This window comes from Candidatus Thermoplasmatota archaeon (assembly GCA_035540375.1).
Taxonomy (GTDB): Archaea; Thermoplasmatota; SW-10-69-26; order JACQPN01; family JAJPHT01; genus DATLGO01.
In genome coordinates, this window is record DATLGO010000070.1 from 17,829 (window position 1) to 43,782 (window position 25,954).

27 protein-coding genes are annotated in these 25,954 nt (G+C 69.7%); 13 read left to right on the forward strand and 14 right to left on the reverse strand.

Going from position 1 to position 25,954, the window contains the following annotated elements; translation table 11 throughout:
• Positions 1–2 precede the first annotated feature (2 nt).
• Positions 3–260: a hypothetical protein gene (locus VM889_08405; protein ID HVL48562.1), complete on the reverse strand. Its 258-nt coding sequence runs from the start codon at positions 258–260 to the stop codon at positions 3–5.
• 85 nt (positions 261–345) lie between these two features.
• On the opposite strand from VM889_08405, the gene VM889_08410 reads away from it, so the two are divergent.
• Together VM889_08410 and VM889_08415 are read left to right on the forward strand one after the other, a co-directional pair.
• The gene (locus VM889_08410) at positions 346–801 is read left to right on the forward strand and encodes a VOC family protein (protein HVL48563.1); all 456 of its coding nucleotides are present in this window, start codon (positions 346–348) and stop codon (positions 799–801) included.
• A 110-nt stretch (positions 802–911) separates the two neighbouring features.
• Positions 912–1,205: a hypothetical protein gene (locus VM889_08415; GenBank protein HVL48564.1), complete on the forward strand. Its 294-nt coding sequence runs from the start codon at positions 912–914 to the stop codon at positions 1,203–1,205.
• 6 nt (positions 1,206–1,211) lie between these two features.
• Here VM889_08415 and nth read toward each other — a convergent pair whose 3' ends face one another.
• The gene (gene nth / locus VM889_08420; protein HVL48565.1) at positions 1,212–1,877 is read right to left on the reverse strand and encodes an endonuclease III; all 666 of its coding nucleotides are present in this window, start codon (positions 1,875–1,877) and stop codon (positions 1,212–1,214) included.
• Positions 1,878–1,952: 75 nt separating this feature from the next.
• On the opposite strand from nth, the gene VM889_08425 reads away from it, so the two are divergent.
• The gene (locus VM889_08425; GenBank protein ID HVL48566.1) at positions 1,953–2,660 is read left to right on the forward strand and encodes an HAD family hydrolase; all 708 of its coding nucleotides are present in this window, start codon (positions 1,953–1,955) and stop codon (positions 2,658–2,660) included.
• Here VM889_08425 and VM889_08430 read toward each other — a convergent pair.
• Both VM889_08430 and VM889_08435 read right to left on the reverse strand, forming a co-directional pair.
• A complete protein-coding gene (locus VM889_08430; protein ID HVL48567.1) occupies positions 2,657–3,493 on the reverse strand; it encodes an amidohydrolase family protein in 837 nt (278 codons plus the stop codon). The genes VM889_08425 and VM889_08430 overlap by 4 nt on opposite strands.
• Before the next feature lie 7 nt (positions 3,494–3,500).
• Positions 3,501–4,232, reverse strand: a complete 732-nt coding sequence (locus VM889_08435; GenBank protein HVL48568.1) for an MIP family channel protein — start codon at positions 4,230–4,232, stop codon at positions 3,501–3,503.
• A 1,585-nt stretch (positions 4,233–5,817) separates the two neighbouring features.
• On the opposite strand from VM889_08435, the gene VM889_08440 reads away from it, so the two are divergent.
• A complete protein-coding gene (locus VM889_08440; GenBank protein HVL48569.1) occupies positions 5,818–7,116 on the forward strand; it encodes a hypothetical protein in 1,299 nt (432 codons plus the stop codon).
• A 2-nt stretch (positions 7,117–7,118) separates the two neighbouring features.
• On the opposite strand, the gene VM889_08445 is transcribed toward VM889_08440, so the two are convergent.
• Complete coding sequence (locus VM889_08445) at positions 7,119–7,892, reverse strand: enoyl-CoA hydratase-related protein (GenBank protein ID HVL48570.1); 774 nt, start codon at positions 7,890–7,892, stop codon at positions 7,119–7,121.
• Between the two features lie 4 nt (positions 7,893–7,896).
• Positions 7,897–8,745 (reverse strand): 3-hydroxyacyl-CoA dehydrogenase family protein, encoded by an 849-nt coding sequence (locus tag VM889_08450; GenBank protein ID HVL48571.1) that lies wholly within the window; start codon positions 8,743–8,745, stop codon positions 7,897–7,899.
• 337 nt (positions 8,746–9,082) lie between these two features.
• Between VM889_08450 and VM889_08455 the strand changes: the two genes are divergently transcribed.
• Positions 9,083–10,111: an AI-2E family transporter gene (locus VM889_08455; GenBank protein HVL48572.1), complete on the forward strand. Its 1,029-nt coding sequence runs from the start codon at positions 9,083–9,085 to the stop codon at positions 10,109–10,111.
• Here the strand turns inward: VM889_08455 and VM889_08460 are convergent.
• The 6 genes from VM889_08460 to VM889_08485 form a co-directional block, all read right to left on the reverse strand.
• On the reverse strand, positions 10,084–10,869 hold the full coding sequence (locus VM889_08460; GenBank protein HVL48573.1) for a VIT1/CCC1 transporter family protein: 786 nt from the start codon (positions 10,867–10,869) through the stop codon (positions 10,084–10,086). The genes VM889_08455 and VM889_08460 overlap by 28 nt on opposite strands.
• Positions 10,870–10,906: 37 nt before the next feature.
• Positions 10,907–11,287 (reverse strand): zinc ribbon domain-containing protein, encoded by a 381-nt coding sequence (locus tag VM889_08465; protein HVL48574.1) that lies wholly within the window; start codon positions 11,285–11,287, stop codon positions 10,907–10,909.
• A gap of 26 nt (positions 11,288–11,313) precedes the next feature.
• The gene (locus tag VM889_08470; GenBank protein ID HVL48575.1) at positions 11,314–12,093 is read right to left on the reverse strand and encodes an enoyl-CoA hydratase-related protein; all 780 of its coding nucleotides are present in this window, start codon (positions 12,091–12,093) and stop codon (positions 11,314–11,316) included.
• The gene (locus VM889_08475) at positions 12,090–12,998 is read right to left on the reverse strand and encodes a PhzF family phenazine biosynthesis protein (protein HVL48576.1); all 909 of its coding nucleotides are present in this window, start codon (positions 12,996–12,998) and stop codon (positions 12,090–12,092) included. The genes VM889_08470 and VM889_08475 overlap by 4 nt, the downstream gene beginning before the upstream one ends.
• A 111-nt stretch (positions 12,999–13,109) precedes the next feature.
• Positions 13,110–13,664: a hypothetical protein gene (locus VM889_08480; GenBank protein HVL48577.1), complete on the reverse strand. Its 555-nt coding sequence runs from the start codon at positions 13,662–13,664 to the stop codon at positions 13,110–13,112.
• A gap of 4 nt (positions 13,665–13,668) precedes the next feature.
• Positions 13,669–14,781, reverse strand: a complete 1,113-nt coding sequence (locus VM889_08485; GenBank protein ID HVL48578.1) for a Phenylacetic acid catabolic protein — start codon at positions 14,779–14,781, stop codon at positions 13,669–13,671.
• 145 nt (positions 14,782–14,926) lie between these two features.
• Between VM889_08485 and VM889_08490 the strand changes: the two genes are divergently transcribed.
• The 3 genes from VM889_08490 to VM889_08500 all read left to right on the forward strand — a co-directional run bounded on the left by VM889_08490 (position 14,927) and on the right by VM889_08500 (position 16,776).
• Positions 14,927–15,487, forward strand: coding sequence for a hypothetical protein (locus VM889_08490; protein ID HVL48579.1), 561 nt, complete (start codon positions 14,927–14,929; stop codon positions 15,485–15,487).
• 176 nt (positions 15,488–15,663) lie between these two features.
• The gene (locus VM889_08495; GenBank protein HVL48580.1) at positions 15,664–16,239 is read left to right on the forward strand and encodes a hypothetical protein; all 576 of its coding nucleotides are present in this window, start codon (positions 15,664–15,666) and stop codon (positions 16,237–16,239) included.
• Positions 16,240–16,287: 48 nt separating this feature from the next.
• The gene (locus tag VM889_08500; GenBank protein HVL48581.1) at positions 16,288–16,776 is read left to right on the forward strand and encodes a VOC family protein; all 489 of its coding nucleotides are present in this window, start codon (positions 16,288–16,290) and stop codon (positions 16,774–16,776) included.
• A 42-nt stretch (positions 16,777–16,818) separates the two neighbouring features.
• Here the strand turns inward: VM889_08500 and VM889_08505 are convergent, their stop codons facing one another.
• A complete protein-coding gene (locus tag VM889_08505) occupies positions 16,819–17,166 on the reverse strand; it encodes an SCP2 sterol-binding domain-containing protein (protein ID HVL48582.1) in 348 nt (115 codons plus the stop codon).
• A complete protein-coding gene (gene rnhB / locus VM889_08510) occupies positions 17,163–17,861 on the reverse strand; it encodes a ribonuclease HII (protein HVL48583.1) in 699 nt (232 codons plus the stop codon). The genes VM889_08505 and rnhB overlap by 4 nt, the downstream gene beginning before the upstream one ends.
• 112 nt (positions 17,862–17,973) lie before the next feature.
• Between rnhB and VM889_08515 the strand changes: the two genes are divergently transcribed.
• The 5 genes from VM889_08515 (at position 17,974) to VM889_08535 (ending at position 25,947) form a co-directional block, all read left to right on the forward strand.
• Positions 17,974–18,435, forward strand: a complete 462-nt coding sequence (locus VM889_08515) for an NfeD family protein (GenBank protein ID HVL48584.1) — start codon at positions 17,974–17,976, stop codon at positions 18,433–18,435.
• 69 nt (positions 18,436–18,504) lie between these two features.
• Positions 18,505–20,235 (forward strand): hypothetical protein, encoded by a 1,731-nt coding sequence (locus VM889_08520; GenBank protein HVL48585.1) that lies wholly within the window; start codon positions 18,505–18,507, stop codon positions 20,233–20,235.
• Between the two features lie 83 nt (positions 20,236–20,318).
• Positions 20,319–22,145 (forward strand): hypothetical protein, encoded by a 1,827-nt coding sequence (locus VM889_08525; protein ID HVL48586.1) that lies wholly within the window; start codon positions 20,319–20,321, stop codon positions 22,143–22,145.
• 62 nt (positions 22,146–22,207) lie between these two features.
• Positions 22,208–24,022, forward strand: coding sequence for a hypothetical protein (locus VM889_08530; protein HVL48587.1), 1,815 nt, complete (start codon positions 22,208–22,210; stop codon positions 24,020–24,022).
• Positions 24,023–24,129: 107 nt separating this feature from the next.
• A complete protein-coding gene (locus VM889_08535) occupies positions 24,130–25,947 on the forward strand; it encodes a hypothetical protein (protein ID HVL48588.1) in 1,818 nt (605 codons plus the stop codon).
• The last annotated feature ends 7 nt before the right edge of the window (positions 25,948–25,954 follow it).

Sequence of the window (25,954 nt, forward strand, 5' to 3'; positions counted from 1 at the left end):
CGCTACCCGGCGTCGCGCCGCTCGCGCTTCTCCACCGCGTTCTTGACGCGGCTTTCGACGCCGGGCCGGGAGCCGCCCACCTGCTCCTCCGCCGGGAACGACGTCGGCGCCCCGCGTCGGGCCATGATCTCGCGCCGGTCGTCGGCGAGGTCCTTCTTCGCGGGAAGGTCGAGGTCGTCGGCGCTCATCTTGTTCATGCGCCGGTGCTCTTCGTCGAAGCGGGCCTTGCCCGCGGGCCTGTGGGGCGGCTTGCCGACCATGTCTCTCGAAGGGCGGACCGGCGGGATAGGGCGTGTGGCCGGTTCGTCGCTCACCTTCATGCGACCTCGCGGCCTTCGGGGCGCGATGGCCTCCTCGGCGAGCGTCTTCCTCAACGTCACGGACATCGACCGCTCCCTCGCGTTCTACAAGAAGCTCGGCTTCAAGGTCGAGAAGGCTTGGAAGGACCGCGAGACGAAGTCCACATGGTACGCCGACCTCGTGATGGACGGCATCGACCTCGGGCTTGGGAACATCGCGGCGAACGACGACCCGGCGTTCCGGGCGTGGGCCTCGCCCCCGTTCGGCAACGGCATCGTCGTCTATTTCACCGTCCCGGACGTCGACCGCGCGTACAAGGCGGCGAAGCGCGCCGGCGCCGTCATCGAGAGCGACCTCGAGGACCGCAGCTACGGGCGCGTGTTCACGCTCAACGACCCCGACGGCTACACGGTGACGTTCCTTGAGGAGCCGCGACGGGGCAAGGCCCCGGCAAAGCGCGGAAAGACCGCGCGGAAGGGCGCGAAGCGCCGCGCGCGATAGCGCGGCCCGAACCCGCGGGGTCCCGCGTTGGCCGTGGTCACAATCCTTAATATCGACACCCCGTGTGAACCCGTGTCGCGCTCCCCCGGGCGCGGCATTGGAGGCAGTCCATGGTCGAACAGCAGGGTCGAACAGCCCGGGCTCCGTCGTGGCCCGGCCGGTGGACGCCGGGCGTCCCCGCCGCCCACTACGAGGAAGCGCCGGAGGATCCCACGCCGAGACGACGACGCCGAGCGAAACGCATCCCGGACCTCCCTCCCGCCTCGGAGACGCTCGAGATGGTGATGGCGACATGCGGCGGATGCGGCGCGACGCTTCCCACGTTCGCGCGGCCGGGCCAGTCGCCGAGCTTCTACTGCGGGGGATGCGGCCGCCTTGCGGATGGGGGCCTCCCGCCGCCGTGAGCGGCTTCACGGCTTCGCCGCGCGCGACCTCGCGACGCCGCGCTTCGGGCACACGTCCGTAAGGACGCACGCGCCGCAGCGCGGCGACCGCGCCGGGCACACCGCGCGGCCGTGCTGGATGAGCAGGTACGTGAGGTCCGGCCAGTCCTCGCGCGCGAAGCGTCTCATCAGATCCTGCTCCACCTTGACGGGATCCTCCCCGCGCGCAAGGCCGAGCCGTCGCGCGAGGCGTCCGACGTGCGTGTCCACGCACACGCCCTCGGCCTTGTCGAACGCGTTCGTGAGGATGACGTTCGCGGTCTTCCGCCCGACGCCGGGGAGCGCGACGAGGGCCTCCATGGAGTCCGGGACCTCGCCCCCGTGGCGCTCGACGAGGGCTTTCGCCATGCCGAGGAGATTCCGCGCCTTGCTGCGGAAGAATCCGGTCCGGTGGATGACCTCCTCGAGCGCGCGCGGGTCGGCCTCCGCGAGCGCCTCCGCCGTGGGCCACCGCGCGAAGAGCGCGGGCGTCACGCGGTTCACCATCGCGTCCGTGCACTGCGCGCTCAGGATCACGGCGGCGAGCAGCTGGAATGGGGTCTCCGCCTCGAGGAACGAATAGCGCGGGGGGTAGCTCGCGCGCAGGCGGGCGAGCACGAGGTCGGGGGGCGCGGACGGCGCGCGGCGGGGCACGCCCGTCGATGGCGCGTCCCCGGCTTGACCCTTGCCCGGCGCAAGGCCTTTGTGCGCCCCCGCCCTCGCCCGTGCATGCCCCTCGAGGCGCTCCTCATCGACGCGTTCGGTACCATCCTCCACGCGGACCCCCCGTGGGAGGGCGAGCGCGAGCGGTGCCTCGCGGCCTGCCTCGCGGCCGCGGGCGACGTCGCGCCGCTTCCCCGCTTCGTCGAGGCCTACGAGGCGGCCCGCGCGCGTCAGCACGCGGCCGTCTCGGAGTCTCACCGCGAGTTCGACTTCGAGGCGCGCTTCGAGGACGCGTTCTTTGCGCTCGGCGTCGCGGACGCGCGCATCCTCGGCCGCAAGGCAGCCCTCGCGTACATGGACTTCCAGGCGAACCTCGTGCGCGCCTTCGACGGCGCCCCCGCGGTGCTCGACGAGCTCTCGAAGGAGTTCCGCCTCGCGCTCGTGAGCAACTACCCCGACGGACCCGCGCTGCGCGGCGCGATGGAGCGCGAGAAGCTCCTCGCGCCGTTCGAGGTCGTGATCGTGAGCGGCGAGCACGGGTGGATGAAGCCGCACGAGACCATCTTCACGGAGGCGCTCGCGAAGCTGGGGCTCCCGGCGAGCCGCGCGTGCATGATCGGCAACGACGTCGAGTGCGACATCCTGCCCGCGCGCAAGCTCGGCCTGCGCACCGTGTGGACGCCGTACCCGCGGGACGCGGACGGCACGGCGCCCGCGGACGCGACGGCGCGCTCGTGGCGCGAGGTCGCGCGCGTCGTGCGGGCGTGGCGCTAACCGAACACCTTCGCGGCGTTCTGCCAAAGGATGCCCTCGATCGCCTGCGCCGGAAGCGCGAGGCGCTCGAACGCCTGCCAGTGCGCGCGAAGCGACTTCACGCCCGGGCTCGGCCAGTCGCTTCCGTAGAGGCACTTGTCCGCGACCTCGCCGAGACGCGGGAGCACCTCGAGCAGCTTCGCGGGCGGGATGCCGCTCAGGTCGAGGCGCACGTTCGCGTGCCGGCGCGCGAGAAAGAAGGCGGTGTCGTACCAGAGGGGACGCCCCGCGTGCGCGAGGATGAGCGTGAGGCGCGGATGGTCCACCGCGACGTCGTCCGCGTGGATGGGGTCCGCGAATCGGTTCTTCGCGCCCGGGAACACGCTCGTGCCCGTGTGGATCGTGACGGGCATCCCGAGCCGCTCCGCCTCCGCGTAGACCGGCGCGAGGCGCTCGTCGTGCGGATAGAGGAGCTGGTGCGCGGGGTGGACCTTGAGCGCGCGGATGCCGAGCGCGTGGAGGCGGCGCACCTCCGCGGCCGCGTCCTCGACGGTGCCCGGGAGGACGGAGCCCATCGCGACGAGGCGCGGCTCGCCGCGCGCGTAGGCGGCGATCCAGTCGTTGACCTCGGGCGGGAAGCCCATGACGCGCGGGCTCACGTAGTTCACGAGCACCGCGCGCGCGATGCCTTCGCGGTCGAGGTGCGCGAGGAAGGCCGCGCGGTCGCGCTGGAACGCCTGGATGGCGTCCGCGTCGTCGCGACCGCGGACCATCGCGTCGCGCACCTCCGGCCTCAGGTGCTCCCAGGGCTGGAGGTGCACGTGCGCGTCGAAGACGCGACGACCCGCCGCCATGCCGGACCTACGCCTTGCCGGTCGCGCGCGCCTTCTCGACGGCGTCGGGCTCGTTGGGGTCGAAGTAGTACCCGTAGAGCACGCCCGCGAGGAGGCCGCCCACGAGCGGGCCGATCCAGTACACGAACCAGTTCGCGTAGTGCGAGGAGGCGACCGCGGTGCCGAACCAGCGCGCGGGGTTCATCGCGGCGCCCGTGAGCGGGCCGCCCATGAGGATGTCGAGCGTCACCGTGAGGCCGATCGCGAGACCGCCGATGCGGGCGCTGTTGCGCTTGTCGATCGTGCCGAAGACGACGAAGACGAGGAAGAAGGTGAGGATCGCCTCGATGATGATGCCCGTCGTCGACGACACGGCCTGGAGCGTCTCCGACCCCGCGTTGAGGTCGGGCGTCGCCGAGGCGACCTGGGCCTTCGTGAAGATCGTCACGAGGATGATGCCGGCGAGCGCCGCGCCGATGAGCTGCGACAGGCCGTACACGAGGGCGGTCTTCGGGTCGATGCGCCGCCCGACGAGGAGGCCGAAGGTGACGGCCGGGTTGAACTGGCCGCCCGAGACGTGCCCGAGCGCGGTGACGAGCGCCGCGATCGTAAGACCATGCGCGAGCGCGATCGCGACGATGTCCGTCGGACCTGGTCCGAAGTAGCCCGCCGTCCACGCGGCGATGGCGCCGCCGCCCACGAAGACCAGCGCGAAGGTTCCGATCGCCTCGGCGACCGCGCCTCGACCGATGTCTGCCATGTCGGGTTCTCCCGGCGCGGCGAACGTCCGCGGTGGATAAGGGGATTCCGCTCCGCGTTCGCTCGCTTCCTCTGCTTCCGCTGGATCGTGTTCCAAAAATCTTTATGGGTTGTATCGCATTGATGGGTCGATGATTTCGCGCTCAATCATATTTTGGACATCACTACTTTGCTGTTAGCAATCCTCCCCCCCTTTCGGCCCCGAGGGTGGCGGCTCAAGACGTTGAATATTGGATATGCAGTCCTGAGGGTGATCCGCAGTCTTCCTTAAATTGCGGGGACTGCGTGGGATATGAACTCGACCCTTTCCAGGTCTGGGCGATGGGTCGGCACCAGGGGATTGATATGTGGGCCTGCGGCTACGCGTCGGTCGGGGGTTTTTCGCTTGGGGTGCCTGAGGAAACCAAAACAAAGTGCGTACCCTCTGACTTAACCCCCATCGTTTGCGCCACCGCTACCGCGATCGCCAACACGACTTGCGCAGGGGGTGTCGTGCCGAGGTGCACAGGCGTCGGTTTCTCCATGTCTCGAGGGCAAACTGTTACCCGTGTGCCTGGGTGGGTCGAGATGAGATCAACCGGCTGCTCAGGCCCTGTGGCATGCTTGCCACAGGACAGTTGGCAAGAGTGGGGTAGCTGCACTTGGGACCCGGCAACGTCCCTCTCGTGCGGTGTGCATTATACGTCGTCGGCCTACACGTACACCGCCTTCGGAGGAGCCAAGGCTAGCGTTTATCAAGAAGTGCAAACCGTGACCGTCGCCTGTGTCGATTTAGATACGGTCCCCGAGCTGCTGGTGATTGTCTGTGCCACGGAGACTGCGAGCGGTCACAAGAAAGAGGTGTCGGAATAGGTCGCGCCTCTACGGCTCTTTGGTCTAAAATCATAAGGAGTAATAGAAATGCTCAAATTCGCGTTCTACACGGCAGTCGTCCTCGTCGCTTTTGGCCTCACCCCCGCGCCATTCGCGGCTGCTGAGGATCCCGAAATCTGGTACTGCGCCCCTGGGGCTTCTTTCCCCAACAGCGCTGACTGCGGAGACTGCGTCGGCTACGACTTGCAGGACGGAACTCGATTTTGGCTTTTGGGCAATCATGAGGGTGTCGACCCTCAAGCCTGTGCGTCCGCCTCCATCGGGGGAGTCGGGGCCTCCACAGGGGATGTTACCGTCTGCCTTCCATACAATCTTGGCCCTGTGCTATGCGCAACCGCGATTGCGGTTGCCATCGTGACCTGCGGCAAGGATGCTGGGACGTCGCACTGTTCGGCGACGGGGACTGCCATTGCTCGTGGATTTTCCGCGGTCATTCCCTCGGGCACGACTCGAGTTGTCGGGACCGGGTGTACTGGGATAGGCTCTTGCCAGGATGCATGGGCCGAGCAAGACCAGTGCGTTTGGGTGGAGGGTAGCTGCCAGGTTCAAGTCGGGGGGCCTCTCAAGACCTACTCATCAATATTTTCAAGCGTAACCGGCTATTCAGAGGTTTCATCCATGGCGATTAGCTGTCCGCTCGGGACACCCGTTTCTGTGACTGATGCTTGCATTGTCGCGAAGGCTCGGGACACCAAGATTAGGGGATCCCCTCCGTGATACGGCTCCTCACCGTTCTCCTCTTTTTCTCCCTTTTCGTCGGTTGCCTCTCAGGATCCTGCTTCGAGAGTGGCGATTCCACGTTGCTGTCCTATCAGATCTACAAGGACGGAGTTCATCTCGGCTCCATCGCCTGGACGTTCAATTCAACCGTGTTCCCCAGTTTGGATGGGTGGGGTGCCACGCGAAAGGCTCATCGCATTGAGATGCATGCGGTCGAGTCGGGAAACGTCACCCACTTTACCATCATTTCCTCGGTCGCCTCCGGTGAAGACCTATCTGCATTTACGCCTTGTGCTCCCGAGCAATGTACTCAAGAAACCTGGGCGGAGTTTTCAGAACCTGGTACGTTTGCGACCGCGTTCGGGCTGAAGTGGCCAGGTTTCAATCGTATCGAGCGCGGCGGGATACTCCCCGCGACTTTCGAACACGAGGGCCGCGAATATCGGGTCGAGCTCCTTGAGGGGGAAAAGGTCCGCCTCGCGCCTCTCCGCAAAGCCGATCGCCTCGTCTACATCTGCAACGCGGCGGATGACGAAGTCATTTACGACCTGCATCTACGAGTTATTGCGGAATGCCGACATGAAAATGGCTACCGCTTCATTCTGGATACGAAGGCTCGGAGTTCTGTGGTCATGCCAAAGGCTGAACGTGATGAGGGGGTGCCTCGGCATAGCAGTGCCCTTCGTGCAGTTTCCTTCGCCCAACATCTACCCCCCGGCAGCGAGGACCTGAATGCCAGCGGCTTTTCGCTAAAGCAAGCCTACCAATTTGCTATCGAAAACAGCGAGGTTCTCCGATCATTTTTGACGAAACACCCCGATTCCATCTTGTCGCATGCCCACGAGGCTGGGGGAGGCGAAGGGACGGCTCCCGGCTACCGCGACGTCAGCCTTCGGTGGCGGCTCGAATTCAAGAGTCCCTCCGGGCAGAGGTTCGAGGTGGTGGTGGCTCAATCGAAGATGGCGCTCCTCGGGGTGAATGCTGTCGAACGTTATCACCTTGTGAAAGAAGCGGAAATGGAAGCAGGGCGCACGTTCCGTTCACCAGAGCGCATGGCGGCCGTTCGAGTTGGGGCTGCTTGGGATCACCTGCAGCGTGCCTTCTCCATGTCCCTTGAACACGAGTTCGCCATGTACGTGCATATCGCGCCCAGCGGATCGCTCAGCCCAATGTACGTGTTCTTTAAGGAAGGCTCTTGTGAAGGCACGTGCGCGCGGCAGGGAATCATCTACGATGCAGGCGCCGGGCGCCTCGTTGCAGGCCCGGTGCCAACGAGAATATTTGGGCATTGATTTCAACGCCCTTTCCACGCGGGCGTCCGCTTCGCGCGGAAGGCCTCGATCCCTTCGCGCGCGTCCTCGCTCGCGAAGGCGAGCGTGAACAGGTCGATCTCGCGCGCGAGGCCCGCCTCGAGGGGCAGCTCCTCCGCCGCGCGCACGGCCTCCTTCGCGAGGCGCAGCGCGACGGGGCTCTTCGCGGCCATCCCGTTCGCGAGCTCCATCGCGCGCGCGAGGAGCGCCTCCGGCTCGACGACCTCGTCCGCGAGGCCCCACCGCTCGGCCGTCGCGGCATCGATCGCGTCGCCCGTGAGGACGAGGCGCGCCGCGCGGCCGCGGCCGACCAGGCGCGCGAGGCGCTGCGTGCCGCCCGCGCCCGGGATGATGCCGAGGTTGATCTCCGGCTGCCCGAACTTCGCGGCCGATGAAGCGACGCGCACGTCGCATGCCATCGCGAGCTCGCACCCCGCGCCGAGCGCGAGGCCGTTCACGGCGGCGATCACGGGCTTCGGGTGGCGCGCGACGGCCTCGTACACGTGCGGCGGCGAGATGAAGGCGCGCTGCTCGGCGACGCTGCGCACGGCCAGCTCGTCGAGGTCCGCGCCCGCCGCGAACGCCTTGCCCGCGCCCGTCACGACGACGACCCGCGTCTCGGCGTCGAGGCGGTCCTTCGCGAGCGCGTCGATGATCGCCTGCCGGAGCGCGGCGCTGAGCGCGTTACGCTTGTCCGGGCGGTTCAGGGTGAGGAGGAGGACGGGCCCCTGGCGCTCGGCGAGGACAAGGTATTCCATGGCGTCACTTCCACGCGTAGAACCCGCGGCCCGATTTCTGGCCCAGATGGCCGTCCTCGACCATGCGGCGCAGGAGCGCGGGCGGCTCGAAACGCGGGCCCAGCTCCTTCGCGAGGTACTCCGCGATCCCGAGGCGCACGTCGAGGCCCACGAGGTCCGTGAGGCGGAGCGGCCCCATCGGGTGGTTGTAGCCGAGCACCATCGCGCGGTCGATGTCCTCCGCGCTTGCGACGTCCTCCTCGAGCATGCGGATCGCCTCGAGGCCGATCGCGACGCCGAGGCGCGACGTCGCGAAGCCCGGCGCGTCGCGCACGACGATCGGCTCCTTTCCCATCGAGCGCGCGAGGTCGAGGGCCGTCTCGACCGAGTCGTCGGACGACTCGGGACCCCGCACGACCTCAACGAGCTTCATGATCGGGACCGGGTTGAAGAAGTGCATCCCCACGACGCGGCCGCGGTCCTTTTCCGGAAGAGCCTCCGCGATCGCGGCGATCGAGAGCGACGATGTGTTCGTCGCGAGGGTCGATCCCTCGGGCGCGAGGTCCACCACCTCCGCGAAGACGCGCCGCTTGAGGTCGAGCTTCTCCGGCACCGCCTCGATCACGAGGTCCGCTTCCCGCAGGGCCGAGGCGAGGTCCGTCGTCCCGCGGATGCGCGCGAGCGCCGCGTCGCGGTCGGTCGCCATGATCTTCCCCTTCTCGACGCCCTTCTCGAGGAAGCGCCGGATGCCGGAGAGACCGCGCTCCACCGCCGCGGGCTCCACGTCCCGCAGCGCCACCTCGGCCCCCGCCTGCGCCGCCGCCTGCGCGATCCCGTGACCCATCGTTCCCGCGCCCAGGACCGCGACCCGCAGCCGTTCCATGCAACGCGGCGAACGGCGGAAGCCGAGACAAAGCTTCCGGGGGGTTGGCGCAGGTGTCGGGCTTCGGGGCCGGGACCCGGCGTCGGGTTTCGGGACCGGGACCGGGTGTCGGGTGCCGGGATTCGGGACCGGGTGTCGGGTTTCGGGACCGGACCGGGTGTCGGGTGCCGGGATTCGGGACCGGGTGTCGGGTGTCGGGACCGGGCCCGGGCGTCGGGTCCGGGACCGGGACCGGGCATCGGGTCCGGGTCCGGGTCCGGGTCCGGGTCCGGGACCGAGCGGAACCCGGCCAGAAACCTCTTGCCCCGCGCGCGCCCGGAAAACGTCAATGGATCGGCGAGCTTGGGCCTTCCTCGCCGCGACCGCGGCCGCCTTCGCGTTCCTCGGCCTCGTCGTCGTGGAGCCGTACGCCGTGTACGTGCTCCTCGGCCTCATCGTCGGCTATTTCGCGCGCGGCCCCGCTCGCGCGCTCGGCGCGCGCACGGGGTGGCCGCGCCTCTCGGCGGGCGCCGTGGCGGTGCTCATCGTCACGCTCGTCGTCCTTCCCCTCGCGGTCGTCGTCGCCGTGCTCGCGGACGACGCCGTCGCGATCGCCCGCGCCGTGCAGGACCTGGGGCTCGACGCCTACGTCGCGGGGGAGCTCGCGCGCTTCGGCCTCGACGAGGCCCGCTCGCGCGAGGCCGCGCTCGCCTTGACCTCGCGCCTCGAGGGGGCGCTCGCGGACCTCGCGCCCTCGCTGCTTTCGGTCCTCGCCTCCATCGGCATCGGGGCGTTCATCTTCGGCCTCGTGACCTATTACACGAGCCTCCAGTGGGAATCGCTGCGGGATCTCGTCTTGCGCGTCATGCCCCTCCCCGACGGCACGAAGGCCGACCTCCGCCGCGAGGTCCGCGACGTGGTCCGGGCGGTCGTGCTCGGGAACTTCGCCGTCGGGCTCACGCAGGGCGGCGCCGCGGGGCTCGCCTGGTGGCTTGCGGGGTACCCGCAGCCGCTCCTCGCGACGTTCTTCATGGTCATCGTGGGGATGATCCCCTACGTCGGACCCGTCATCTTCCTCGGGCCCGCCGCCGTGTGGTCCATCTTCACGGGCGACGTCCTGACGGGCGTCGTCGTCCTCGCCTACACGCTCTTCATCGTGGGGTTCGTGGACAACGTGACGCTGCTCTACGTCGTCGGCAAGGCCGGCAAGCGACTCCATCCGGGCCTCGTCTTCGTCGGCATCCTCGGCGGGCTCGAAGCCTTCGGGCTCGCGGGATTCATCGTGGGGCCGCTCATCCTGGGCCTCGCGGCCGTTCTCCTCGAAGCCGTCGCGCGCGAGCGCGAACGGCGTCAGAACGCGACGCCGCCCACGACGTAGCCGACCGCGAACGTGACCGCGGCGGCCGCGACGCCGATGAGCGTCATCTCGGCGCCCTGCTTCCACCACTTGAGCCCCGATACGCCGCCCTTCACGGCGCCCGCGGCGAAGAGCGCGGCGACGCTCAGGACGGACGCGAGCCCGAGCGCGTTCGCGACGCCGATCGGGAAGGCGAACGGAGCCACGGGGAAGACGGCGCCCACGACGAACGCGACCATCACGAGCCCCATCGCGATCCATGGGCTTCGGCCGGACTCCTCGCCGACGCCGAACTCCTCGCGCATCATGAAGTCCACGAACCGGTCCTCGTCCTCGACGATCGCGCGCGTGAGCGTCTCGACGACGTCCGCGGGATAGCCTTTCTTCGACAGCATCTCGCGGACCTCCTGCTCCTCGAGGTCGCGGTACTTGCGGATGTGCTCGCGTTCGCGCGCGGCCTCCGCCGCGTAGTATTCGGCCTGCGATTTCGTGGAGAGATACTCGCCGAGGCCCATCGAGAGCGCGCCCGCGACGCCGAAGGCGAGACCCGCGACGAGGACGCTTGCGGTGTCGTCGCGCGCGAGCACGGCGGCCGCGACGCCCGCGACGGCGGCATAGACGGAGACGAGGCCGTCCGAGAAGCCGAGGATGAGGTCGCGGACGTAGTTGCGGACGGCCGACTGCTCGTCGGCCTCCGCGCGGGGGATCCGCAGGCGCGAGACGGGCGGCGGCCGGTGGGTGCGCTGCAGCTCCTCGAGCGTGCGGGGCTCGCGGGTCACGTCGGGGCCGAGGGCGCCTTCGGACAAGAAACTTGCCTCACGCGGTGCCGCGGGCGGCGCGTTCCTGGGCCGCCGCGCGTTCGAGGAGCCGGACGCCCGTCACGAGGCCCCAGATCCAGGCGCCGATCGCGAATGGGATGCCGATGAGGACGAGGGAACCGATGAGGCCGATGAGGAAGAGGAAGCCCTGCGACCAACCGACCTTCTCGCCGACGACGAGCGAGCCGAGGCCAGGCCACACGAGGATGTTGAGGAGGAGCGCGACGATCGCGATCGCCTGCGAGATCGGACGCTCGCCGGTGAGCGCCGGCTTTGCGACGCCCGCGACGGGCGCGCCGCAGCGTTGGCAATGGAGGGCGTCCTGGGCGAGGAGCTGTCCGCATGCGCTGCAGTACGTCATGGGGCTCTCGTCCGCCACGGCCGCCCGGCTTCACAAACCTTGCGTCAGCGCCCTTCGAAGCGGGGCGTCCGCTTCGCGAGGAAGGCGTCCACCGCTTCCGCCTGGTCGCGTGTCGTGAACGCGAGCGCCTGGAGCGTCGCCTCGAGCGCGAGCGCCTCGTCGAGGCCGGAGCCGGCGCCCGAGAGGAGCGCGCGCTTCGCGAGGCCGTACGCGCGCGTGGGACCCTCCGCGAGTCGTCCGGCGAGCGCGGCGACGCGAGCGTCGAGGTCGGCCGCGGGAACGACGTCGCTCGCGAGGCCGAGGGCGAAGGCGCGGCGCGCGTCGATGGGTTCCGCGGAGAGGACGAGCTCGCGCGCGGCGCGCAGGCCCACGATGCGGGGGAGGGTCCACGACGCGCCCGTGTCCGGAGCGAGCGCCATCTTCGCGAACGTGGCCCCCAGGCGCGCATGATCGGCGACGACCGCGAAGTCGCACGCGAGGACGAGCCCGAGACCCGCGCCGAGGGCGTCGCCCTGGACGCGCGCGACGGTCGGCTTGGGGAAGGTCAGAAGGGCGCGGGCAAGGGCTCCGAAGCCGCGTTCCTGCCGCGTCTTCGTCGCGAGAGGGTCGCCCTTGCGCGCGGCCATGTCCTTTGCGTCGCCGCCCGCGCAGAAGACGCTGCCTTCGGCGGCGAGGACCACGACGCGAGCGGCGTCGTCGGCGGCCGCGCGCGAGAGCGCGTCGAGGAGCGCCGCGACGAGGTCGGGCGAAAGCGCGTTGCGCGCTTCGGGACGCGCAAGCGCGAGCGTGAGGACGCCGCTCGCGGCCGTCGCCTTGAGCGTCACGGGAGCACCATCCTCCCTTCGAAGCTCACGACGGCGCGACCGCCGACGCGCACCGCGCGCGGGTCGCCCGGCGCCCCGTCGACCTCGACCTCGACGCGGCCCGGGCGGCCGATCGCGTCGCCCTGCTCTCCAACGATTCGCTCGCCGGGACGCTGCACCCGGTGCTTCACGAGGTAGGCCCCGAGCGCGCCGGACGCGGTGCCCGTCACGGGGTCCTCGAGGATGCCGAGCGCGGGCGCGAAATGGCGCGCGGAGAAGGCGTTCCCGCGCTCGCGCGTCTCGCGCGTGAAGGCGTGCACGCTCGCGATGCCCTGTTCTTTCGAAAGCGCAAGAACGCTGTCGGAGACGGCGGCGGCATCGATCGCGTCAAGGTCCGCGCGCTTGCGCAGCGGGACGAGCAGCGTCCAGATTCCCGTGTACGCCCGCTCGACGGGGAGCGCCGCGTCGAGCGCGTTCGCGGGCAGGCCGAGCGCGTCGGCCGCGCGCCGAGCGGGCGGGCCCGGCTTGAACTTCGGGGGCGCCTGGCCCATCGTGACGCGCTCGGGGACGCCGCCTGAGAGGTGGATATGGACGGGGAGGACGCCGGCCTTCGTCTCCTGGTGGAGCGTGACCACGCCGCCCGACGAGCCGGCCCGGCCTTCGCGCGCGTAGAGGTGGAATCCGCCGATCGTCGCATCGCCGCAGAGGTCCACCTCGGCGCCCGTCGGCGTGAAGAAGCGCACGCGGACGTCGCCCTTGCCTTCGGGCGGGAGGAAGAACGCGGTCTCGCTGAGGTTCATCTCGCGGGCGACAGCCTTCATCTCGGCCTCGGTGAGGCCCGCGGCGTCGAGGACGACGCCGGCCGCGTTGCCCGCGAGCGCGCGGTCCGTGAAGGCGTCCACCTTGTACGCGGCGACCGTCCTCATCCTTCGGCCGAAGCCCCGGAGGTGGCTTGAAGGCGAGCCCGGCGGGGGCCGGGCCCCGCACCCGAAGCCCTTGCCGCGCCGCGCGCGGATCGGATCCCTCGTCCGGTCGCGTCAGAGCTTCAGGGCCCGCGCGACGAGCGCGCCTTCGACGACGCGCGTAAGGAAGCAATTGCTTTCGGGAACGAACGGGTAGGGGATGCGGAGCTTCAGGCGGTCGATCGCGGCGACGACCCCCTCGTACGCGCCGAGGCCTTCCTCGTCGAGCGTCGTCCGGTGCTCGACCGCGTAGCCGAGGGCCTGGAGCGACGCCACGGCTTCGACGCGGTAGAGCGGGAACGCGGGACGGAAGAAGTGGACGAGCGCGGTCGCGAGCGGAAGGTCGATCCCCAGACCCTTGAACTCGAGGAGCGCCTGCGCCGAAGGGTATTGCGACGTGGCGATCGCCTGGTTCAGGGCGCGCGCGACGGCCTCCGTCTCGCGCGGCTGGGGCGCGCCGACGAAGGCGGCGACGCGCTTCACGGCGTCGCTCGTCGCCTGCGGCTTCAGGGCGTAGATGACGGCCTCGTACCGGGTCGACTCGCGGGCCTGGTTGGCCGCGAAGAGGCGCGGGACCTCCTCGAAGAAGCGGTCCTCCTCGGTGAGGAAGAACGCGCGCTCGCGGGCCACGCGCTCACTTCCCCTTCGGGGCGATCCAGTCGTTGGACTTGAAGATCTCCGCAAGCAGCGCGTCGTCCTCCTTCGTGGGGAGGTTCGCGGCGAGGTAGTCGTTCCAGTCGGCCTCGCTGCCCGTGAACTTCTCGCCCTCGACCGTCCAGCGCTGGTCCGCGTAGGCGCCGATCGCGCGGCGGAACTTGAGGTCCGGGATGCGGATCTGCTTCTCTCCGGTGGGGAGGACCGCGTTCAGCTGCGTCGCAAGCTCGACGCACTCGCGGTGGTAGAGGTTGCGGTTGTAGTCGTTCAGGTTCTCCTTCTCGACGGGCGTGTCGGTCTCGAGCTCGTCGTAGCGGCACTTGAGGCCCCACACGTAGGCCCAGTGGGCCGTCGAGGAGCGGTCCTTGCCGAAGAGGTCGAACGCCGTCGGGACCCACTTGTTGAAGCGGCGCTGGATGAGGTCCGTCGGGATCTTGCCCGCCTGCAGGATGCGGCGGAGGCCGGTGTGGCCCGTGCCGAGGTGGAAGGCCTCCTCCTTGAGCATCGGACCCATGCTGCGCGCAAGCGGCGAGAAGGCCGAGCGCGAAAGCATCTTGAGCTGGTACTTGCCGTCGCGGTCGACGAACTCGGTGAACACGAAGAAGTCGAGCCAGTTGTCGCACGGCTCGTTGAAGCTGCCGAGGAGGCGCTCCTGGTCCCAGCTCCGGCGCTCGAGGAGCTTCTTCGCCTCGACCTTCCCCGTGTCGCCGAAGTGGTTGACGAGGAGGTACGACATCTGCCAGCCGTGCCGCTGCTCCTCGGCCATGACGCGGACGATGGACTTGAGGTCGTAGTCCGAGGGGGCCGTCGCGACGAGGTGGCGCTGCTGCTCGACGGAGGCGAACTCTGTGTCGCCCTGGTAGACGATGAGGTTCAGGAGGGCGTCGCGGACCTGCTGGTTGGGGACCTGCATCAGGGTGTTCCACTTCGCGCGGCCCTTGTAGTCGCCGAACTCGATGACGGGGCTGTCCTCCTCCGCGAACTTGGCCTCGAAGTGGAAGTCGCCGAGAAGGGTCGTGTCGAACTGGATGTCCTTCTGCCACTGGTGGAAGAACTCGATCCAGTCCTCGAAGGTCGAGATGGACTTGGCCATGGCGTCACCGACGCGGCGGGATGGGGGGGTTTGCCTTTAATCGTTTTCGCCCGGGCCTCGCGGATCGGTCGCCTTTTCCTCGTTTCTGCGACCGATCCACAACCGGCAACAATACCCATGTCATTCGGCGATCGAGGTCCCCACGATGCGAATCTCTCTCCTGCCCGCGCCTGTCCTCGCGATCGCCCTCGTGCTCGCCGGCTGCGTGAGCCCGTCTCCGGCCTCCGCCGAGGACCCTTCGTCGACGGCGGAGGGCATCGAGGCGGCATCGCGCTCGGAACCGCGCCGGGAAGCTTTCGCCCCCCTGGTGTTCAAGGGCAACATCGGCGTCCACGCCTGCGCGGCGTCCGCGGCGGGCGCCCGGTGCGCGCCGATCCTCAATGAGAACAGCGTCGTCGGCTCCGACTCCCCGGAGGACCGCGCGGGCCGGGTCACGCTCGTTTTGTCCTGGAAAGCCGCGAGTCCCTGGACCGAAGAGCTGCACATCGGCCTCTATCGGGTCGACGGTCCGTGCGCGCCGTCCTGCGGGAACGCGCCCGGCCGCGAGATCGCGACCGCCAAGGGTTCCTCCCCGCTGACGCTTGAGGGCGAGGTGGACGGGTATTACGCGGTGCGGGTGTGGAAGACGGCTTGCGTCGAGATCGGTTGCGCAAGCCCCACGGACCAGGCGTTCCGCCTCGATGGGCAACTCCATCCGATGGCGTGACCCGGTCCCGGTCCCGGCGCCCGGCGCCCGGTCCCGGACCCGGTCCCGACTTCCGACGCCCGGCGCCCGGCCCCGGCGCCCGATCCCCTTGCGCTCCGAGGTGCGCTCGGCCGCCGCAACATCCGCGCCACAAGACTTATGGCGGGCGAAGCGGCCTCGCGGTCGAGGCTCAGACCATGCGCATTCCGACGTTCGCCCTGACGGGGCTCCTTCTCTCGCTCGCCTTCGCCGGCTGCATCGGGAATCCCGAGAAGCCGGGGGCCACCGACGACGGCGGTCTCGAGCCCGCGGACGCGCTCGCGGCGGTCCCCCAGAACTTCACGTTCGACGGGAACACGGGCGCCTTCGCGTGCGGCTTCACGCCGGTGGCGGGCCGCTGCGTGCCCATCCTGCCGAGCAACAACGGCGTGACGTCGAAGGGCGAGAACGACACCGCGGGGAACGTGACGGTGACGGCCACGTGGAAGGCCGTGGCGACGTACACGGAAGAGATGTACGTCGGGATCTTCAGGCTCAAGAGCAACTGCGGCTCGAAGTGCTCGGACAAGGACCTCGACGAGGTCCAATACCTCAAGGGCAAGTCGCCGCTCACCGTGTCTGGGAAGGTCAACGGGCTCTACGGCGTCTTCGTGTGGAAGAACGAGTGCGTCCCCGTCGCGTGCGTGCGCCCCGTGGACCAGCCGTTCAAGCTCGAATACGCGGTCGAGCCCTACTGGACGGCCGCGGACATGGAGCACGGCCACAAGCACTGAGTCACCGCAAACGCCAAACCGGACGACGCCGCTCGCCACCCGATCATCATGGCGAGCGGCATCACCCCCGTCCTGAACGTGTCGAGCGTCGAGAAATCCGCCGAGTTCTACCGAGGCCTCGGTCTCAAGATCAAGCGCGAGTCCATGGGCGGCATGAGCTGGTCCACGGTCCGCTCCGGCGACGCCGCGCTCCTGCTCTTTCCCAAGGACGCGATCCCGGAGGGCGCGCCCGCGGACACGGCCGCGTGGCTCTCGGGCGAGCTCGGCAAGGGCGTGCTCATCTCGATCGGCGTCGCGAACGCGAAGCGCGCGTGGGAGAAGGCGCAGGCGATGCGCGCGAACGTGGACCAGCCGATCGAGGCGAACCCGTGGGGCGGCCAGAGCTTCATGCTCACGGACCCGGACGGCTACGCGATCCAGGTGAGCGACCGCTGGCCCGAAGGGCCCGCGACGCGCAAGGCCCCCCGCAAGGCCCCGAAGGCGCGCGGGAAGGCGCCGAAGCGCGGCGCGAAGAAGACGCGGAAGGCGCGAAAGTAGGGCGAGGCGGAGTCGCCGGCGGCGCGCGGCGTCGACCGGCGCTCAACCGAGCAGGGATTTGACGAAGAGGATGTCGGTGAAGCTCGCCTTCACCTTGACGCGCTTCTCGAGGTACGCGCGCATCGCAGGCAGCTCCTTGTTGAGGATCGCGAGGAGGTCCTTCGTCGAGACGCTCATCGACGCGTCCGGCTTCGGGTGTCGCTCGGATTCGACGCGCACGAGGTTGCCGTCCTCGACGTGGAACGTGTACGCCGCGCCGTCCGTGACGTCGAGGAGCACGATGCGGTTCTTGCCTTTGAGCTTCTGCCTGAGCTCCGGCGAAGCGTCGTAGCGCTTGCGGAACCCGTTCACGATGCGGTCGACGGCTTCCTGGACGGTCGTGACGGTCATGGGGATCCCTCCTCGAACTCGGCGAGGCTCGCGGCGCGCGGGGCGAGAAGCCGCCGCGTCGTCTCCCACCGCCGTCGCGCGCACGCGGGGACGTCGCCGTGCTCGCGGTGCCAATCGGCGAGGAAGCGCTGCGTCGTCGGATCCGAGGCGTAGCCGGACCCGACGTCGCGCCCGAGGGCGCGCCCGACCTCGGCCATGAGCCGGTCGCGCTCCACCTTCGCGACGATGCTCGCGGCCGAGACGACCGGATGCCGCGCGTCGGCCTTGTGCTCGGATGCGATGCGGCACGGCCGGGCCATGCGCGCGCCCACGGCGAGACCGAACCGCTTCGCGTCGACGTCGCACGCGTCCACGGCGGCCTCGTCCGCGCCGAGGGCGTCGAGCACTTCGGCGAAAAGCTCGGCCTCGAGCGCGTTCAGCGAGCCGCGCGCCATCGCGCGATCGAGCTCCGCGGGCTCCGCGACGCGCACCACGACGGCGGCGGCCGCGCCGCGGATCGCAAGGTCGAGCGTCTCCCGCCTCGCCGGCGCGAGCTTCTTCGAATCCTTCACGCCGAGGGCCGCGAGCGCGCGCTCGTCGTCGGCAAGCACGCCCGCGACGACGAGGGGGCCGAGCACGGGACCGCGCCCGGCCTCGTCCACGCCCGCCTTCGGCGGGGCGGTGGCGGCGGTCCTCCGGGCGGCGCGCGCGGGCACGCGGCCCCGAAATCCGTCGCCCGAGATAAATCCCGCCGGGTCTCGCCGCGCGGCGGACGCGCGGGCGGGCTTCGCGGGAAAGCTTCAAGGCGCGCGCGGCGGGTGACGGAGCGTGGTCGAGCCCGCCACCATCGCGACGGCGTTCATCATCCTCGGCATCCTGCTCCTCCTCATCGAGGCCGCGATGCCCGGCTTCTTCATCGCCGTCCCCGCGACCGTGCTCGTCCTGCTCGGCCTCATCGCGTTCGCGGTCCCCGAGTTCGACCTCTTCTCGTGGCAGGCCCCCGCGCTCGCCTTCGTGATCGGCCTCCCCGCGACCGTCCTCACGATCCTCGCGTACCGCAAGATGGCGCCCGCGACCGCGCCCCCCACGACGATGAGCGGCGACCGGCTCGTGGGCCGCGAGTGCGTCGTGACGCGCGCGATCGAGCCCACCTCGTCGAAGGGCAAGGTTCGCCTCGGGCTCGAGGAGTGGAGCGCGACCGCGGATGCGCCCATCGAGGTCGGGGCGCGCGTGCGCATCGAGCGCGTGGACGGGGTCATCCTGCGGGTCGCGGCCGTCGAACCCCTCTGATCGGGGGATCGTCGACGGATCGGCAAAGGGTTCTTGATCTCCCGGCACGCCTTGGTGTCGAGGCTCGCCATGCGCCCCCCCGCCAGGTTCCTCCTTCTCATCGTCGCTTTCACGCTCCTCGCGTCCCCGGCCCTCGCGAAGATCCACGAGGTCCGCGTCAAGTACGAGATGGAGGAACAGGGCGGCCCGGCCCCCGGACAGAAGAACTGCGTGCGGGAGGCCGCGCTCGGGGAAGGCACGGCCGATTGTCCCGAGGTCGTCGACACGCGCTACCATCCCCAGCGCGCGATCCTCATGCTCGACAGCGTCTACACCGTGGTCCCGGGCGTGGAGGGCTACCTCGCGACCCTGCGCGACCCGGCGCCAAATTCGGGCACCCCGAGCAACGGTCAGGGCACGAGTCTCCACCGGCATACGGATGGCCTCCTCCCCGAGATCATCTATCCGGGCTTCGGACAGTTCGAGGGATGGCTCGGGCGTTGGCACGACCAGAACGCCGATGCGTTCATCCAGTACCACCGGGGCGCGACGAGCTCGCCGAGCGCGCATCCTCCGGCCAACGAGTGGATGCCGGCGCTCGGGGGAACCATGCTCGGCTTCATCGAGCCCGGCAGCCACCCCAGCTACGGGGCGCGGACCCGCCCGATGCCCACGGAGCCGGACATCGTCTATGCGTCCACGATGGTGGGGACCTACGGGGCCTGGGCGCACGCCACGGGCGCCACGAGCGACGGGATCATCCTTTTCGTGGACGGATCGCTCTTCAAATCAGCGCGGGTGGACACCGTCACGAATGCGATCCTCGCGCCCGACCCGGACGGCCGCTTCCCGTTCACCCTCGGTGCCACGTCGCTTCTGGACATCGACCGCTACGCCGCGGTCGCGCCGGGGCCGATCGCGGCCCTCTACGGCGTGACGGTGGGGGATCTCGTCACGGACCTGGGCAGCCCAAGCATGGGCTGGTGTCCCAACGGGTGCCGCGTCGGGCCCGTTCCGATGGGCGCGCTGCCCGTCGCGGAGCCGCTCGGTCCGGCGCACGCAGCGCTCTACGCGCCGTACCCGCGCGAGTGGCGGGACACCGAGCGCGGCGTCGGGGCGGCGTACGGTTCCGCCTATCTCGCCGCCTACGAGCCGTGGGCCGACCTCCGGCCCTATTGGTCGCCCCTCCATGTCGTGAACGAGAACGCCTCCTCCCTGCGTCCCGGACCCTTGCCGGGCCGCGGCGAACACGGGGGCCAGGCGATGGTCCCCGGCATCCTGACCTTCGAGCTTCGGACGGGCCTCTGGCATGACGCCGACGGGGACGGGGTCGTCGGATCCGCGCTCGCGGGAGACGTCTACGAGTCGGGCTCGCGCCCGGACCCCGACGATTACGTGAACAGCCAGGGCGAGTACCTCGGGCAGTTCGTCACGAAGACCCCCTCGCCGTCCTCGCCGCTCCACCGGCTCGCCGTCACCCTGCGTCCGCACGACACGTGGGGACCGGCCGGCATCTTCGTCGGCGCTCCGCCCTCGCTCACGACCATCTACAACGAGCCCACCCTCGCGTGCGCGGGCGGCAATTGCGTGCGCGAGCCCACGAACTACTGGAAATCGGGGCGGGAGGAGGTCACCCTCTACGCGTACCGGGACAGCCAGGAGCTCGGACGGTACGTCGTCGGGGGCGTCATCTTCCCGACGGGGACCCTCGCAGGCGGGTTCGAGGCGTGCACCGATGTCGTCTACCTCCGGCACGCGTCCGGCGGCGCCGAACGCATCGACCCCGTCTGGGACTGCGACGCCATCGAGCGGCTCGCGTGATCCCTCAACCACGCAGGACCCGACATAGCAGGGAAGAATACAAGGCGCCTCTCGCATCCGTACGGTCGAGGAGAGGCCCAGCCTTGCGTGTCAGCGTGTCTTTCATCATCGTCCTCATGGTCGGCGCCGCCGGATCGGCGGCCGCCGGCGGATACTTCTCGAACGCGAAGCTCGAGCGCGACGAGATCAACGGTCTCGCGCTCGACGCCCAAGGGCAGCGGACCTGCATCCGCGAGGCGATGGCCGCGTCGCGGGACGCGCCGTGCGCGCGCGAGCCGGTCCCCAATTACTTCTACGCCCCGCCCCGCGAGCCCTACGAGGGCACGCTCATCCTCGACAGCTTCTACACGACGTACCAGGGCGTCCGACCGGCCGGCGACCACGTACGCGGCCTCGACGAGACGGTCGAGGACGTCCCGGCCGCGATCGACGGCCAGCGCGCTCCCGCCACGTCGGGCCAGACGGGCGGGAACAACCTGCACCGCGACACCGACGGGGAGCTTCCGGACGTCATCCTGCCCGGCATCGGGCAGGTGCGCGCGTGGCACGGACATTGGGACGACAAGAACGAGAACGGCATCATCGAGAGCTGGGGCGGCGCCGGAAGCCGCGCCGCGGTCGACAACGAATGGAGCTCCAAGCCGTTCGGCAAGATCGCGGCCTACGTCGACCCGGGCTCGCACCCGGACTACCGCAACCTCGACCGTCCGGGCGATTCGAGCCCTGACTTCTGGTATTCCCGATTCGTCGGGTCCGGTTACACGTACTACCAGACCGGCCTGCAGGCCACGAACTTCATCCTCTTCACCGACGGGTCGCTCCTCAAGTCGATGATGATCCGCTCCGTCACGGACCCCATCCTCGCGCCCAACGAAGACGGCACGGTCCCCTACACGACGACGGACAAGAGCCTCGTGGACATCGACGTGTACAACGCCCTCGCGCCCGGACCCATCGCAGGGCTGTACGTCAGCACCGTCGGCGGCCCCGTGAACCAGATCGGGAGCCCCTCCGTGGGATCCTGCCCCAACGGGTGCCGCCCCGGCGTGTTCTCGACGCGCGGCCTCGGCCTCGACCCGCTCGAGCCCTTCGTCGCGGCGCTCGCGAGCGACCTCTACGCGCCCTACCCGCGCGAATGGGCCGAGGGCGAAGGCTCCACGTCGTCCGGCCGGCACGCGGACCACATCGCCGCCTACACGCCGTGGATCGACCTCATCCCATCGTGGGGCTACCGCTCCACGAGCAACCTCGACGTCTACTACTTCTTCCGCGGCGGGCCGCTTCCCGGCAAGACGGCCGACGGCCGGCAGGCGATGCTGCCGGGCTTCCTTTCGTTCGAGATCCGCACCGGCATCTGGAAGGACCTCGACGGGGACGGCTTCGTCGGCTCCGGCGGATCGGATCCGTACCACGGCGGAACCCGCCCGCTCGGGGACGACTACACGGACCCGCGCGGCGAATTCTTCGGCATCTTCGCGGATTCGGGGTCGTACCAGACCGCCTCGTCGTTCCGTCTCCACCTCGTTCCGGACACCACGTGGGGGGGCGGCGTGCTCGACTACGAAAAGGTCGCGCTGACCGGCGCGGACAAGACGAAACCCAACATCGTCTGCTACGAGCAGGGCGGCCGCACGACGTGCGTCTACGAGCCCACCTCGAGCGGATACTACCTCGGCAACGAGACGCTGACGCTCAGCGCGCGGCGCGACGTCGTGGGCTACAGCGCCGGGGACGACCGCACGCCGGGGCTCTATCGATCCGGCGCCATGTTCCTCCCGTTCGGATCCGAAGGCATCGGCTTCACGGTGTGCACGGACGAGCTCACGCTGAAGTACGACACGCCGGAAGGCGAGGCCACGGCGACGCTCAAGGACTGCGACTGGATCGGACCCCTCGCGCCCCCCGGTTGACCCGACGGGACTGCGATGGATAGAAGACGACACCCCCGCACTCACCCCACGGAGAGGGTTCCATGCGTGTCAGCGTGTCCTTGATCACGGTCCTCCTTCTCGCCGCCGGCGCGGCGTCCGGCGCGGGATATTTCGTCGACACGTCCTACGAGATCGACGAGCCCGGTCGGTCGACGCGGCTCGCCGCCATGGGCCAGCGCAACTGCATCGCGGAGGCCGTCAACGCGCGCGGCGGACCCGATTGCCCGGTCCAGCCCATCGTGACCGGCTTCAAGCCGAACCCCACGTCCGGCATCCGCGTCCTCGACAGCCACTACACGACCCAGAGCGGGCTCCCGACGCCCGGCCTTCTCGTCGGAAACCTCGGGGAGACCGTCGACGACGTGGACGACGCGGTCGCCGCGGGCCGCGGCCCGACGCAGCCCGGCACGAGCCAGGGCGGCAACAATTTGCGCCGCGACTCGGGCGGTCTCCTGCCCGACGTCATCCTCCCCGGACAGGGCCAGCTTCGCGCGTGGTATGGCCACTGGAACGACCTCAACGGGAACGGCGTCATCGAGGCGTGGCGCGGGACCGGCGCGGCGGCGCAGTCGAACGACGAATGGTTCTCGAAGACGCTCGGGAAGCTCGCGGCCTACGTCGACCCCGGAAGCCACCCGCACGTGCGGAACCTCGACCGGCCCGGCGACTCGAGCCCCGATTTCTGGTACGTCCCGTACGCGGGCAGCAACTACGAATGGTACCAGACCGGCCTCAACAACGACAACTACATCCTGTTCGTCGACGGGAGCCTCATGCGAACGCTCACCGTCCGCAGCGTCACGGAGCCCATCCTGTCCCCGAACGCCGACGGGTCGGCCCCGTACACGACGTCCCCCACGAGCCTCGTGGACATCGACGAGTATCCGGCGCTCGCTCCGACCCCCGTCGCCTCGGCCTATGCCGCGACGGTCGGCAACCTCGTGTGGCCCCTCGGAAGCCCGTCGCTCGGGACGTGCCCCAACGGATGCCGACCGGGGCCGTTCTCCCTGCGCGGGACGCCGATCCAGGGGCTCGAGCCCCTCCTTGCGCCGCACGTCCGTAATCTCTACGCCCCCTACCCCCGCGAACACGCGCCCGGCGAGGGCTCCACGAGCGCGGGCCGCCACGCGGACCACCTCGCCGCGTACCGCGGCTGGATCGACCTCATCCCCACGTGGGGCTACCGCAACGTCAGCCACCAGGAGGCCTCCTACTACGCCCGCGGCGGTCCCCTCCCCGGCAAGACCGCCGACGGTCGCCAGGCGATGATGCCCGGCTTCCTCTCGTTCGAGGTCCGCACCGGCATCTGGAAGGATCTCGACGGCGACGGCTACATCGGGACGGCCGGGCCCGACCCCTACCACAGCGGATTCCGGCCTCTTCCGGACAACTACACGGACCCCCGCGGAGAATTCTTCGGCATCTTCGCCGACAAGGGCTCGTACGCGAGCCACGTCTCCTTCCGCATCGTCCTCGTTCCCGACACGACGTGGGGCCCCGGCGTCATCGTCGTCGACGACTTCACGGGATCCCCGGGCGGCAACGACGTGGTCTGCACCGGCCGCAGCGCGACGGTCCCGAACTGCGTGAAGGATCCGACGCGATACGGCGCGTACACGGGAACGCAGCCGATCGTGCTGAACGCGCGCCGCGACGTGACCGAAGCCGGCGTCGGGAGCGATTCCGTGCCCGGCCTCTACCGCTCGAACGCGGCGTTCTTCCCGCAAGGCTCCGAGGGTTTCGCGTTCACCGCGTGCACGGAGCTCCTGACCCTCAAGTACGTCGAGAACGACGGCCCGGTCGAGGAGACGCTGCGCGACTGCGACTGGATCGGGCCGCTCGCGTCGCGGACGTGAGGCGCGCCCGGCCCGGGCGCAGACCGTCCGAGCGGGGGGCGTCGGGCGACAGCGCGCCGGCGGTTTCTTGACCTGTCCGGTGCAAGCCGGCGGGAAGAGGCCCACCCATGCGTCCGACCGTCCTCGCCCTCCTGGTCGTCCTCGCTCTGGCCGGACCCGCCTTCGCGGGCGGATACTTCTCCGACGCGAGGCTCGAAGCCGACGAGGTCAACGGTCCCGCGCTCGACGCCCTCGGGCAGAAGACCTGCATCCGAGAAGCCATGGTTGGGATGGACGCGCCCGGATGCCCGCGCGAAGTCGTCCCCTACGACGAATGGGAAACCCCCGGCGAGCCCGTGATGGGCACGCTCGTGCTCGACAGCTTCTACACGACGCACGTTGGCCTGCCCCCTCCGGCCGACGCGGCGAGGAATCTCGAAACCCTCGCGTCGGACGTCCAGGCCGCGCCGACGGAGCGCCCGGCGGTCAACTGGATCCCGATCCACGGCAACAACGCGCACCGCGATTCGGGCGGAACCGCGCCGGACGTCATCCTGCCCGGGCCGGGGCAGATTCGCGCGTGGCACGGGTGGTGGGACGACAAGGACGAGGACGGCGTCATCGCGTCGTGGGGGGAAAGCGGCGCCCACGCGCGCGTCAACGACGAATGGCATTCCGGCGGCTCCGCGCGGATCGCGGCGTACGTGAGCCCCGGGTCGCATCCGGACTGGCGCAGCCTCGAACGGCCGGGCGATTCGAGCCCGGACTTCTGGTTTTCGCGCTACGTCCTCTCGGGTTACACGTACTACCAGTCGGGTCTCCAGGCCACGAGCTTCGTGGTCTTCACCGACGGATCGCTCGTCCAGCGCATGACCGTGCGGAGCGTGACGGACCCGATCCTCGCGCCGAGCGCCGACGGGACCGCGCCCTACACGACCACCGCGCGCAGCCTCGTCGACATCGACGTCTACGCGGCCGCGGCCCCCGGGCCCGTCGAAACGCTCTACGGCTCGACCGCAGCGACCTTCGTGAACACGCTCGGGAGCCCGAGCCTCGGCACGTGCCCGAACGGGTGCCGGCCGGGCGTTTTCTCGCCCCGCGAGATCGGCCTCGAAGCGAGCGAGCCCTTCGTCGCGGGGCTCGCAAGCGAGGTCTACGCGCGCTATCCGCGCGAGTGGGCCGATGGCGAAGGCTCCTCGTCCTCGGGACGCCACGCCGAACACGTCGAACGCTACGCGCCGTGGATCGACCTCATTCCCACGTGGGGCTACCGCTCGACGAACTTCCTCGATCCGTTCTACTTCCTGCGCGGCGGTCCCCTGCCCGGCAAGACCGACGAAGGGCGCCAGGCCATGCTCCCCGGCTTCCTCTCCTTCGAGGTGCGCACGGGCCTGTGGAAGGACCTTGACGGCGACGGCTTCGTGGGCTCGGGCGGGGCGGACCCGTACTACGGCGGAACGCGTCCGCTGCCGGACGATTACGTCGATCCGCGCGGAGAATACTTCGGCCTCTTCGCGGACGCGCTCGACGGGGTCGAAAGCGAGGTCTTCAGGATCGTCCTCACTCCCGACACCGCGTGGAGCCCGGGCGTCCTCGCCCACGAGCGTGTCGCGGTCACGGGGACCGATCCGGAGACGGCGGTCGCGTGCGTCGATCGCGACGCGGGGAAGCTCTGCGTCAACGAGCCGACCTCGAGCGGATACTTCGTGGGGCGCGAGACCTTGTCCGTATGGGCCCGTCGGGACGTGACCGGCTTCAGCGCGGGGGACGACCGGACGCCCGGCCTCTACCGGTCGGGCAGCCTCTTCTTCCCGTTCGGAACCGACGGCTTCGGCTTCACGGCCTGCACGGAGGCGCTGACGCTCGCCTACGCGGGGCCCGAAGGGGCGACGACCGCGACGCTGCGCGACTGCGACTGGATCGGGCCGCTCGCGTCGCGGACGTGAGGCGCGA